The sequence below is a fragment of the Lacinutrix sp. MedPE-SW genome, assembly GCF_001874145.1.
Taxonomy (GTDB): Bacteria; Bacteroidota; Bacteroidia; order Flavobacteriales; family Flavobacteriaceae; genus Lacinutrix.
Map to the genome: position 1 here is coordinate 115,724 of NZ_MPCX01000008.1, position 12,632 is coordinate 128,355.

Consider the following 12,632-nt stretch of genomic DNA (forward strand, 5'->3'; position numbering starts at 1 on the left):
GTTAATATTATATCTTCTTAAACTTTATAAATACACTTCAAATTATTAAATTTGCGAATCTTAAGAACGCGTCAGGCTGCCTACTGCAACCTGATTATAGAATACTAAAAGACTATGTTTAATAATTTAAGTGAAAAGTTAGATAAAGCGCTACACGTACTAAAAGGTCACGGAAGCATTACAGAAGTAAATGTTGCCGAAACTTTAAAAGAAGTTCGTCGTGCACTTTTAGATGCCGATGTTAACTTTAAAATAGCTAAAGATTTTACAAACCGTGTAAAGGAAAAAGCTTTAGGAGCTAACGTATTAACAACCTTACAACCAGGGCAATTAATGGTTAAAATCGTTAAAGACGAATTAACCGAGCTTATGGGTGGTGATGCCGAAGGTATTAACCTTTCTGGTACACCAACCGTAATACTTATGTCTGGATTACAAGGTTCTGGTAAAACAACATTTTCTGGTAAACTAGCAAACTTCTTAAAAAGTAAAAAAACTAAAAAACCTTTATTAGTTGCCTGTGATGTTTATAGACCAGCAGCCGTAGACCAATTACATGTAGTTGGAGATCAAATAAAGGTAGATGTTTATAGCGATAAAGGTAATACAGATCCTGTTGCAATTGCACAAGCAGGTATTGCACACGCAAAACAAAATGGTCACAATGTTGTAATAATTGATACCGCTGGTCGTCTTGCAGTAGACCAAGCCATGATGACCGAGATATCAAATATTCACACGGCAATTCAACCACAAGAAACACTATTTGTAGTCGATTCTATGACAGGTCAAGATGCTGTAAATACAGCAAAAGCATTTAACGATGTTTTAAATTTTGACGGTGTAATACTTACCAAATTAGATGGTGATACACGTGGTGGTGCAGCAATCTCTATTAAATCTGTAGTAAATAAACCAATTAAGTTTATTGGTACAGGAGAAAAAATGGAAGCGATAGATATATTTTATCCTTCACGTATGGCAGATCGTATTCTTGGAATGGGAGATGTTGTATCTTTAGTAGAAAGAGCCCAAGAACAGTTTGATGAGCAAGAAGCAAGAAAACTGCAAAAGAAGATAGCCAAAAACCAATTTGGGTTTGATGATTTCTTAAAGCAAATTCAGCAAATTAAGAAAATGGGTAATATGAAAGATCTTGTAGGCATGATTCCTGGAGCAGGAAAAATGATGAAAGATATAGACATAGACGATGATGCCTTTAAACACATAGAAGCAATAATACATTCTATGACCGTGAAAGAAAGAACAAATCCAGCAATTATAAACGCCAGTAGAAAAAAACGAATAGGAAAAGGTTCAGGAACATCTGTGCAACAAGTAAATCAATTACTAAAGCAGTTTGACCAAATGAGCAAAATGATGAAAATGATGCAAGGCGGAAAAGGAAAAGCAATGATGAATGCAATGAAAAACATGAGGTAACTCATGTTTTTTTGTTTACAATAAAAATAAAACAAACCCGAACTCGAAAATTAAATTAGAGCTCACATTATAAATAAACAAATTAGCAACGGTTTTAAAATTTAAAACCTAGCATAGAAACCATTAAGATACTATGACAATTTTAGACGGTAAAAAAATTAGCAACGATATAAAAGAAGAAATCAAAGCCGAAGTTGATAAAATGAAAGCTAACAACGAAAAAGTGCCGCATTTAGCAGCAGTAATCGTTGGTAATGATGGTGCCAGTTTAACGTATGTTGGTAGTAAAGTTCGTGCTTGCGAGCGCGTTGGTTTCGAGTCTACAATGGTGCGTTTATCTAATACAACAAGTGAAATAGAATTATTAGATAAAATTGAAGACTTAAATAATGATGATGATATCGATGGTTTTATAATTCAGTTACCATTACCACCACAAATTGATACACAAAAAGTATTAATGGCAGTAAATCCAGAAAAAGATGTTGATGGTTTTCACCCAATGAATTTTGGAAAAATGGCATTAGATATGTCTACCTTTATTCCTGCAACACCATTTGGTATTCTTGAACTTTTAGACCGTTACGATGTTTCTACAAAAGGAAAGCATACTGTAGTAATTGGTCGTTCGCATATTGTAGGTCGCCCAATGAGTATTTTAATGGGACGTAAAGGATTCCCAGGAAACTCTACAGTAACACTTACACACAGTCACACAAAAAATATTACACAAATAACATCTCAGGCAGATATTATTATTTCGGCATTAGGTGTACCAAACTTTCTAAAGGCCGAAATGGTAAAAGATGATGCTGTAATTATAGATGTTGGAATTACAAGAGTTGCAGATGAGTCTCACCCAAAAGGTTATGTAATTACGGGAGATGTAGATTTTGAAAATGTTAGTAAAAAAGCAAGTTTTATTACGCCAGTTCCAGGTGGAGTAGGACCAATGACAATTGCTATGCTACTTAAAAACACATTACTAGCAAGAGAGCAACATAGATTAAGATAATTTTTAAGGTGTTTTTTACTAATGCACTTACAGCTTTGCAGGTTACTATTGGAAGCCTCGAGCATATAGTACCTATACTTATTGCCGTAATAATTGCGTTATACTTAATTGTTTTTTCTAATAAAAAACTAAACAAGCAACAGCAAATTACCGTATTTAAAAGCTTAGGTGTTTTTGTATCGCTTACTGTATTAATATATCATTTGTACGCCTATTTTAAAGGTGGTTATAGTATTGTAACAGACTTGCCATTGTACTTGTGCAGTTTCATGGCACTGTTTATATTTACTTTTACACACTCAAGAAAATATTGGCTCTATGAAATATTATTATTTTGGATTATAGCAGGAACAAGTCAAGCTGTAATTACACCAGACGTTTCTAATGGATTTCCAAATTTTGCATATTTAAGATATTGGATTGCGCATTTGGGCTTATTAGTCATTATATTTTATGCAACCTTTGTTTTAAATATGCGACCTAAGTTTAAAAGTGTATTTAAATCTTTTCTAGCATTACAATTATATATGCTTTTAATGTTTGGAATTAATTATACTTTAGGCGGAAATTATTCTTATTTAAATGAAAAGCCAAAATCGGCTTCATTATTAGATTATTTAGGTGATTGGCCAATATATTTATTGGTAGTAGAAATAATTATTTTGCCTTATTTTTTACTAATTTATTTACCATTTTATTTATCTGGAAAATTTAAAAAAGGAACTATTTAGCAAATAATTGATTCATGTCTTTAAAGGCTTTAAATTCTAAAGCATTGCCAGAAGGATCTTTAAAAAACATTGTAGCTTGTTCTCCAACTAAACCTTCAAACCTAATATACGGTTCTATAACAAATTCAATGTTTTTCTGTTTTAAATCTTCAGCTAAAGCGTGAAAAGTTTCCCAAGGCAAAACAACACCGTAATGCGGTATTGGTACGTGCTTACCGTCTACAGGATTAGAAGCATCTTCTTCATCTTTTATTGTAGATTTAGCTTTGTAATGTATAACTAATTGATGCCCAAAAAAATTAAAATCTACCCAATGGTCGCTACTTCTGCCTTCTTCACAATTAAGTATGTTTTTATAAAAATCACGACAAGCATCTAAATTATGTACAGGAATAGCAATATGAAAAGGAGATATTTTAGACATAAACTTTAGGTTTTATTTCAGGATTAATTAGGTTTTCTTCTGTTTATTTTATGAATCTTTTTAGTAGGTGTAGTTTCAGAATAATTTTTATCAGAATCTTCTAAAAGTAAATTTAAGGTCTTTAATTCTTCAGCGGTAAATTCTCTGTATTCACCAATAGGTACATCAAGTTTAATATTCATAATTCGAACACGTTTAAGCGATGTAACTTCATAAGTTAAATACTCACACATACGTCTAATTTGCCTGTTTAAACCTTGAGTTAGTATTATACTAAATGTTTGAGAATCTATTTTGCGAACAGTACACTTTTTGGTTGTTTTATCTAAATCTTCAAGATAAATACCGCCAGCCATACGTTTAATAAAGGTTTGCGAAATAGGTTTATCTACTGTAACAATATATTCTTTTTCATGATTATTACTAGCACGTAGAATTTTGTTTACAATATCACCATCATCTGTTAAAAAAATTAAACCTTCACTAGGTTTATCTAGCCTACCAATAGGGAAAATACGTTTTGGGTATTTTATAAAATCTATAATATTATCTTTTTCAACACGTGTATCTGTAGTACATACTATGCCAACAGGTTTGTTAAAAGCAAGGTAAACAAAATCTGTTTTTCTTTCTGTAATAGATTTGCCATCAACTTCAACAACATCATTTTCTCCAACTTTAGTGCCTAATTCTGGCACAGTGCCATTTATTGTTACACGACCAGCATCAATTAACCTATCGGCTTCACGTCGCGAACAATATCCAGCTTCACTAAGATATTTATTAAGTCTTGTTAGTTTTTCTTCCATAGAAAGCAAAAATACAATTTAAGATTGGATGAAATCGATAACATGGTTATTAACAACCTCATTTCGTAAACCATGACCATAACCTTTTGTAGAAATAAACTCCACATTTTTATGGTGTTTAGCAATTAATTCTGCATCGCTATGTGGAATAATTTTATCTTCAACATCATGAATTAAAAGGGTTTTAGTCTCAATTTTTTTTGCAAAATTAGCTAAAGAAAAATGAGAAGGTTCCTTGTTATAGCGTTTTACAACGAGATCGTTTAAGCCTTTTTCTATTTTTCTATTATATCCCATCATGTCTACATAGCGTTTAAAAACGCCTGTAAATTCTGATGGTGCACCTAATAAAACCAGTTTTTCTAAAGTTTTATTTTGGTAAGTGTGTTGGTAAAACCCAGTAGACATACCACCAACCGAATGTCCAATAATTATTTGAGGTTTATAATGTTGTGCTACAACATGTATACATTCAGAATATAAAATGGCATTAAATTGTTTTCCTGTAGAAGCACCATGTGCAGGAGCATCTATAGAAATTACATTATAGTTTAATTGCTGAAGTTTTTCAATTAAAACCTGCCAGCGGTGTGAGTTGCTTTCCCATCCATGAGCTAGTAAAATAGTTTTACCTTCACCTTGCCATTGGTAAGTTGTAATATTTAAACCATCATGTTTTAGTTGAAAAGTTTTGGCTGTATTTAAAAACGTTTTTTGTTTTTCAGAAATGCGGCCTTGTCGTGGTGTTGCAAATAAATCTAATGCTTTTTCTGAAGCGTATTGTGGAGCAAATAAACTAAGTGCGTTTAAAGATCCACCAATAATTTTTACTATTGTATTAGCCATTTATTCTTCTCTGTTTACCAAATCCATAGAAAATGCTGGTTTGCAAATTGCAATATACTCGCAGGCTATTGTAAATGGGTTTGAATATTGTACTCTTGTGTTTTTTTCAATTTTAATAGACTGTCCAGCTTCTAAAACTATTTCTTCGCCATCAATAATAAATTGCTTTTTGCCTTTAATAATATAGGTATATTCATCAAATTCTGGTGTTTGAAATGGTTCGCTCCAGCCAGCAGGAGCAACCATATGTGCAATGCTAATGTCTTTATTACCATCTGTTGCTTGGCCAAAATGTTCTTCTATTAATTTACCATCTGTTGTAGGTACAACAAAAGGACTGTTTTGTATTGTAAAGTTTTTCTTTTTCATAGTCTTATTCATTTGTTATTTTAAAGGTTTCTTTTTAATCATTCCGCCTCTTAAATCTTTTACTATTCCCATTATAATAAAAGCATTTTTATCTATTTTATCAATTTCTGTATTAAGTTTTGCTAATTCTAGCCTAGTTACTATGGTGTAAATAATATCTTTATCTGTACCATTTGTACTGCTTTCATAACCACCTTTTCCTGCATAAATAGTACAGGCGCGCTCTAGTTTGTTAGTTATCATTAATCTCATGGCTTCATGATGTTTAGAGATAATAGTAACACCAACATACTCTTCAACGCCATCTACAACAAAATCTATAGTTTTAGCAGCAGCTAAATAGGTTAAAATAGCATAAAGTGCAGTTTCTATAGATAATACGTAAGCTCCAGCAGAAAAGATTATTATATTTATTAATAACAACACATCACCTATAGTTAGAGATAGTTTTCTGCTTAAAAATATTGCTAAAACCTCGGTGCCATCAATAACACTTCCGCCACGCATAGCCATTCCTATTCCAAGGCCTAAAAAAAAGCCGCCAAAAATTGAGATTAGTAATTTATCATCTGTAATTGTTGGGTAATTTACAGAATGCACAACAATGGCTAATAAAGCAATTGCAATAATGCTTTTTAAGGCAAACTTTCTACTTATAGTTTTTGTTGCTAAAATTAAAAAAGGCGCATTAACTAATAGTAGTAATAAACTTAATGGTAAACCTGTTATATTTTGAATTAAAAGTGAAATACCTGTTGCGCCACCATCTATAAATTTATTTGGAAGTAAGAATCCGTTTAGTCCAAATCCTGCCGAAAAGACACCAATAATTATAAATACAAATTCTTTAACGGCGTGAATAATTTCAACTTTTAAGTTGTTTACTACTGGCGCAATTTGTAGCTCTGTTATAGGCTGTTTTTTTTGTTGTTTTCCTTCTATTCTTTTACGAGCGACGTCTACTAGAAATTTACTAAAAAGTGGATTCATTATTATTTTTTTAGTTTCAATTAAAAAACTAAAACCACAAAAAAACAAACAATATCTACTATATAGTGTGATTTTAAATTTGTTTATTTATTGATTTTAATTTTTATAAATGTGTTAGTACTCGTATTTTATAATGCTACTTTTTGTAAAAAAAAAGCTTACCAACCAACCATAAAATATTTAATTTTTGCAGTATCTGGAATATTAGCTTCTTCAATTTTTTTAGACATATCAAAACGTAATTCGGCAGGTAATTCCTCTTTACTAATTGTAAAAAATGTATTGTTTTCATTTACAAAAACAACAACATTTTTAAGTGTGTTTTGAATGCTAGATATTTTATAATTAGATTTAATGTCATTAAATGTACTTAAGATATTTACTCCTTTTTCGGTTTTAAATCTACTATCTAAAATTTTAATGTTGCTTATTGTTGAGGTAGAATCTAAAGCTTCTGCAGGTGATAATTCTAATAATTTTTTTCCTCCCTTTTCAAAAATTTGTATATCATTAACATTACCTAAAAACTCGTCTCCAGCGATATTTTTAACTATAGAATCGTTAGCATATATAGTTTCTAAATCTTTTACTTGTGTAGAATCTGTTAATAAACCAATGTTTTGTTTAGAGACTGAAAAAGGATCGACTTCGTTTTTACATGAGGTTAATACTATTGAAACTGTTAGTAGGGCAAAAATTGTTTTTTTCATGAATTTTTTTGTTTTCTTTTTTTAGAAAACTATTTAGTTATGTAATTGTTTTATTTTTTTATACGTTATATTACCTTCTTTAAAATACCAAATACACTACGTATAAATGTTGCGCTAGTTAGTACTTTTATAATTGGGTTTTGTGCAGTGCTTCGTCTTCTTGTTGTGGTACGACTAGAGGCTTTTTTTGCTTTAGCGTCAGCTTTTTCCTTTTCTTCTTTAGCTTCTAGTTTTGCTTTAGCTTCTTCAGCTTTTTCTATTTTCTTATTGAGCATTTCGTAAGCACTTTCTCTATCTATTGTTTCGTTATATTTTAAAGCCAATTTAGAATCGTCTATTAAATTTTGTAATTCTGTAGGAGTTAAAATATCCATACGACTCATTGGTGCTCGCATCATTGTAGCAGCTAATGGAGTTGGACGCCCTTTTTCATCTAAAGCAGATACTAAAGCTTCACCGGTACCTAAAGCTGTTAGTATTTCGGCAGTATCATAATATTCTGTATCTGGATAATTTTGTGCAGCTAATTTTATAGCTTTCCTGTCTTTTGCAGTAAATGCACGTAATGCATGCTGGATTTTTAAACCTAATTGGCTTAAAACACCTTCAGGAACATCTGTTGGGTTTTGGGTTACAAAGTATAAACCAACGCCTTTACTACGAATTAATTTTACAATGCTTTCTATTTGGTTTAATAATGCTTTTGATGCTTCATTAAATATTAAATGTGCTTCATCTATAAACATTACCAATTCTGGTTTTCCAGAATCGCCTTGTTCTGGTAAAGTTTCATAAATTTCGGCTAAAAGACTAAGCATGAAAGTTGAAAATAGTTTTGGTCTGTCTTGAATATCTGTTAAGCGAATAATATTTATATAACCACGCGAATCTCTTGTAGTTCTCATTAAATCTTCAACATCAAAGCTTTTTTCTCCAAAAAATAAATCGCCGCCTTGTTGTTCAATTTCAATTACTTTTCTTAAAATAGCACCGGTTGAGGCAGAAGAGATTCTTCCATATTCTTCTTTAAATTCTTCTTTACCTTCGTTTGTACAATATTGCAGAATTTTTTTGAAGTCTTTTAAATCTAAAAGTGGTAATTTATTGTCATCACAATATTTAAAAATTACTGCAACTACACCAGATTGTGTATTAGTGAGGTCTAAAATTCTAGATAATAATACAGGACCAAATTCACTTATAGTTGCTCTAAGTCTTACGCCATCTTGTTCTGATAGGGACATTATTTCTACAGGAAATCCTTTAGCATTAAAGTCTAATCCTATTTTAGCATGACGTTCATCTATTTTTTCATGGCCAGGACTTGGTTGAGCTAAACCACTTAGATCTCCTTTAATATCCATTAACAAAACAGGAACACCTTTCTCACTTAAGTTTTCGGCTAAAACTTGTAAAGTTTTTGTTTTTCCAGTTCCTGTGGCTCCAGCTATTAAACCATGTCGATTCATGGTTTTTAAAGGTATTTTTACAAAAGCATCTTTTATAGTCTCGCCGTCAAGCATTGCAGAACCTAAAGTTATAAATTCACCTTTTGTTGTATTGCCGTCTATAATGTGTTTAAAGAATTCTTCTTGTCTGCTCATGCTAATATAATTTTGGATAAAAATACATGAAAAATAAAGAAGAAAAAAATAAGCTTTTTAGCGATTAGGTAATCATTTTATAGACTGTAATTTTTAGAAAACTAGTTAAGTTTACTAATTCCTAAATTAATAAATTTAGCATGTAATGAACTGTTGCCATTATTTAAAACATAACGAAATGTAACAGTGTCATTTTCAGAAACCGGATACATAATATTTCCGCTGGTTCCCCAATAATTAGTACTTGGTAAAGACGAGTAGCCTCTCGATAAATACCCAACTAAGTTGCCATTAATTTCAATTGCTAAAATGTATTTTTTATTTCCACTTGGCATGTTTGAGGTAGAAAGCGATGCGCTAAACAAGTAATTACCTGCCTCTTTTATTTTTACATTTCCATCACTAACAACCTCATAGGCATTTGGGTTTGTAGCAATAACATCATCACTACCAATTGGGAAATCTACATAAGTGTTATCTGGTGTTAACAATGCACTGTTACCGTTTGAAAAGCTTTTATTTAAAATAATCGAGCTATTACTTAAGCTAGACCAATTACTGTTTTTAAAAACACAATGGGCATTTAAAGTTGTATTAAAAATTAGAGCACCATCTAGAGGTGTGTTAATTAAATTCATTTCTTCTGTAGTCATTCTAGGCGGTACAAATGCGCCTGTGGTACTATCGATTTGCAAGGAAGAACCATCATCAGGATTTGTGGTACCAATACCAACCTGAGAATAAATAATTGAAGAATAAAAAAGAACGATAATTAGTGTAATTAATGTTTTTTGTGCCATTAAATAATAAAATTGAGGGAGTTTTTATTTGTTATGTGTACAAAAATATAAAAAATAATTAGAAAAATTTAAGACTTAAAAGTCTAGTGTAATGTATCTTTGCAAGCTATGACGCAAGAAGTTCAAGATTTAGTAAATCAAGGTAAAATGTTACCGTTAATGGAAGAGTTTTATACCATACAAGGTGAAGGCTTCCATAAAGGTACAGCTGCTTATTTTGTAAGAATTGGTGGTTGCGATGTTGGTTGCCATTGGTGTGATGTGAAAGAAAGTTGGATAGCACAATTGCATCCACCAACAGAGACAGAAAAAATAGTTGCTAATGCAAAGCAATACAGTAAAACAATTGTTGTTACTGGTGGCGAACCATTAACATGGGATATGACTGTGCTTACAAAACAGTTAAAAGCTGAAGGTATGAGTATTCATATTGAAACCTCTGGAGCTTATGAGTTAACTGGTGAATGGGATTGGATTTGTCTATCTCCAAAAAAAATGAAACTACCTACTCAAGGTGTTTACGATAAAGCAAACGAACTTAAATGTATTATTTATAATAAAGATGATTTTCGCTTTGCAGAAGAACAAGCCGAAAAAGTAAATGGCGATTGTATATTATACTTACAGCCAGAATGGAGTAAAAGAGATAAAGTAGTACCAATGATTGTAGATTATGTAATGGAAAATCCTAAATGGAAAGTATCCTTGCAAACTCACAAATATTTAAACATACCTTAAAAAAACAGCCTTCAATTTTGAAGGCTTTTTTGTTTTAAAGTACTAAACTTAACAATTTGTAGTTCACAGTTGTTATTTTGTATATTGAAGTTTTATATTTTACAAAATATTTTAAATTAAGTTTTAATTTGTAAGCGTTATTAGGTTTAATGTTTTAATATTTAAACATAAAGCTAATATTTGCTATATCAATTAGAATTAAAGAATTTAAAAAATATATAAAATTATGTGTGGAATTGTATGTGCTTTCGACCTTAAACAAAAAAGTGAAGATTTAAGACCTCAGGTTTTAGAAATGTCTAAAACTATTCGTCATCGTGGACCAGACTGGTCTGGTATTTATAGCGATGATAAAGCTATTTTAGCACACGAGCGTTTGGCTATTGTAGATCCAGCTTCTGGAAAACAACCATTATTCAGTCCTGATAAAAAATTGATTTTAGCAGCAAACGGAGAGATTTACAATCACAGAGAGCTTAGAAAGCAGTATCCAGATTACGACTTTCAAACTGAAAGCGATTGTGAGATAATTTTAGCTTTATACCAAGAAAAAGGTGTCGATTTTGTAGATGATATGAATGGGATTTTTGGTTTTGCAATTTACGATACAGAAAAAGACGAGTACTTTATTGCTCGAGATCATATGGGTATTATTCCTTTATATATAGGTTGGGATCAAAATGGAACTTTTTATGTCGCTTCAGAGCTTAAAGCACTTGAAGGAACGTGTTCAAAAATAGAATTATTCCCACCTGGACATTATATGTCTAGTAAAGATGGAGAGTTTGTACAATGGTATAAAAGAGACTGGAGAGACTATGATGCAGTAAAAGATGTAGATTCAGACAGTATTAAAAAAGTAAAAGATGCTTTAGAAGCAGCAGTACACAGGCAATTAATGAGTGATGTACCTTATGGTGTTTTACTTTCAGGTGGTTTAGATTCTTCAGTAACATCTGCAATAGCAAAAAAATATGCACAAAAACGTATTGAAAGTGATGATCAATCTGATGCTTGGTATCCTCAATTACATAGTTTTTCGGTAGGATTAGAAGGTTCGCCAGATTTAGCTGCAGCACAAAAAGTAGCAGACCATATTGGGACAGTTCACCATGAAATTAAATTTACAATTCAAGAAGGTTTAGATGCTATTAAAGATGTTATTTATAACATCGAAACTTATGATATAACAACAATACGTTCAAGTACACCAATGTATTTAATGGCTAGAGTTATTAAATCTATGGGTATAAAAATGGTATTATCTGGAGAAGGAGCAGATGAGATTTTTGGAGGTTACCTATATTTTCATAAAGCGCCCAATGCAAAAGAATTTCATGAAGAAACAGTACGTAAGTTAGATAAGTTACACATGTACGATTGCTTAAGAGCGAACAAAAGTTTAGCGGCTTGGGGAATTGAAGGTCGTGTACCATTTTTAGATAAAGAATTTATGGACGTTGCCATGAGCATCAACCCACAAGATAAAATGATTAATGGAGAGCGTATGGAGAAATGGGTAATCCGTAAAGCATTCGAAGATATGTTACCAGAAAGTGTAGCATGGAGACAAAAAGAACAATTTAGCGATGGTGTTGGTTACAGTTGGATAGATACTTTAAAGGAAATTGTAGAAAAAGAAGTAAGTGATGAGCAAATGGAAAATGCAAAATTCCGTTTCCCAATACAAACACCAAGCAATAAAGAGGAGTTTTATTACCGTTCTATTTTCGAAAGTCACTTCCCGAGTGATGCAGCAGCTAAAAGTGTACCACAAGAAGCTAGTGTGGCATGTAGCACAGCAATAGCTTTAGAATGGGATGAAGCATTTAAAAACATGAACGAACCTTCTGGTAGAGCAATAGCAAACGTTCATGATAAATCATATGCGACAACGTAATAAAGCTTTTTTAGATATCATTATATAAGATTTTTAGCTTTAAAACCTCGCATTTGCGAGGTTTTTTTGTTTTACTTAAAAAACAAATCGTTTTACACGGGTTAAAATCCAATTTAAGGTACTTTATAAGCGATTTAAGCAACTTTTAAGAAATCAACAATTGTTAATAAAAAACACGTAAATCCGTTAAACGGTGTTAAATAAGCTTAATGTTTTCGTATATTTGTTTGTCGTCAAAAATTCAGTTTTTTTG

The 12,632-nt window shown here is 31.5% G+C and carries 13 protein-coding genes; 5 read left to right on the plus strand and 8 right to left on the minus strand.

Annotation, left to right across the window (positions count from 1 at the left end; all coding sequences use genetic code 11):
- The first annotated feature begins 114 nt into the window (after nucleotides 1-114).
- The 3 genes from ffh (at nucleotide 115) to BM549_RS09290 (ending at nucleotide 3,189) form a co-directional block, all read left to right on the plus strand.
- Nucleotides 115-1,443 carry a signal recognition particle protein gene (ffh, locus tag BM549_RS09280; protein ID WP_290470005.1) on the plus strand — a complete coding sequence of 443 codons (1,329 nt, stop codon included), beginning with the start codon at nucleotides 115-117 and terminating at the stop codon, nucleotides 1,441-1,443.
- A 133-nt stretch (nucleotides 1,444-1,576) separates the two neighbouring features.
- Nucleotides 1,577-2,458, plus strand: coding sequence for a bifunctional 5,10-methylenetetrahydrofolate dehydrogenase/5,10-methenyltetrahydrofolate cyclohydrolase (locus tag BM549_RS09285; protein WP_013869008.1), 882 nt, complete (start codon nucleotides 1,577-1,579; stop codon nucleotides 2,456-2,458).
- Nucleotides 2,459-2,493: 35 nt separating this feature from the next.
- Nucleotides 2,494-3,189 (plus strand): TIGR02206 family membrane protein, encoded by a 696-nt coding sequence (locus BM549_RS09290; RefSeq protein ID WP_290470006.1) that lies wholly within the window; start codon nucleotides 2,494-2,496, stop codon nucleotides 3,187-3,189.
- Here BM549_RS09290 and BM549_RS09295 read toward each other — a convergent pair.
- The 8 genes from BM549_RS09295 to BM549_RS09330 form a co-directional block, all read right to left on the minus strand.
- A complete protein-coding gene (locus tag BM549_RS09295; protein ID WP_290470007.1) occupies nucleotides 3,182-3,613 on the minus strand; it encodes a VOC family protein in 432 nt (143 codons plus the stop codon). The genes BM549_RS09290 and BM549_RS09295 overlap by 8 nt on opposite strands.
- 23 nt (nucleotides 3,614-3,636) lie before the next feature.
- On the minus strand, nucleotides 3,637-4,422 hold the full coding sequence (rluF, locus tag BM549_RS09300) for a 23S rRNA pseudouridine(2604) synthase RluF (RefSeq protein ID WP_290470008.1): 786 nt from the start codon (nucleotides 4,420-4,422) through the stop codon (nucleotides 3,637-3,639).
- 18 nt (nucleotides 4,423-4,440) lie between these two features.
- Entirely contained in the window at nucleotides 4,441-5,268 is an 828-nt protein-coding gene (locus tag BM549_RS09305) for an alpha/beta hydrolase (RefSeq protein WP_290470009.1), read from the minus strand.
- Nucleotides 5,269-5,637 carry a cupin domain-containing protein gene (locus tag BM549_RS09310; protein ID WP_013869003.1) on the minus strand — a complete coding sequence of 123 codons (369 nt, stop codon included), beginning with the start codon at nucleotides 5,635-5,637 and terminating at the stop codon, nucleotides 5,269-5,271. It abuts the gene before it with no gap.
- Nucleotides 5,638-5,652: 15 nt separating this feature from the next.
- On the minus strand, nucleotides 5,653-6,627 hold the full coding sequence (locus BM549_RS09315; RefSeq protein ID WP_290470010.1) for a YitT family protein: 975 nt from the start codon (nucleotides 6,625-6,627) through the stop codon (nucleotides 5,653-5,655).
- Nucleotides 6,628-6,785: 158 nt separating this feature from the next.
- Entirely contained in the window at nucleotides 6,786-7,337 is a 552-nt protein-coding gene (locus BM549_RS09320) for a hypothetical protein (protein ID WP_290470011.1), read from the minus strand.
- 65 nt (nucleotides 7,338-7,402) lie between these two features.
- Entirely contained in the window at nucleotides 7,403-8,941 is a 1,539-nt protein-coding gene (locus tag BM549_RS09325; protein ID WP_290470012.1) for a helicase HerA-like domain-containing protein, read from the minus strand.
- Between the two features lie 101 nt (nucleotides 8,942-9,042).
- Complete coding sequence (locus BM549_RS09330; protein ID WP_290470013.1) at nucleotides 9,043-9,741, minus strand: hypothetical protein; 699 nt, start codon at nucleotides 9,739-9,741, stop codon at nucleotides 9,043-9,045.
- A gap of 108 nt (nucleotides 9,742-9,849) precedes the next feature.
- On the opposite strand from BM549_RS09330, the gene BM549_RS09335 reads away from it, so the two are divergent.
- Together BM549_RS09335 and asnB are read left to right on the plus strand one after the other, a co-directional pair.
- Nucleotides 9,850-10,479 carry a 7-carboxy-7-deazaguanine synthase QueE gene (locus tag BM549_RS09335; RefSeq protein WP_290470014.1) on the plus strand — a complete coding sequence of 210 codons (630 nt, stop codon included), beginning with the start codon at nucleotides 9,850-9,852 and terminating at the stop codon, nucleotides 10,477-10,479.
- A 226-nt stretch (nucleotides 10,480-10,705) separates the two neighbouring features.
- Nucleotides 10,706-12,379 carry an asparagine synthase B gene (gene asnB, locus BM549_RS09340; RefSeq protein WP_290470015.1) on the plus strand — a complete coding sequence of 558 codons (1,674 nt, stop codon included), beginning with the start codon at nucleotides 10,706-10,708 and terminating at the stop codon, nucleotides 12,377-12,379.
- Nucleotides 12,380-12,632 lie beyond the last annotated feature (253 nt).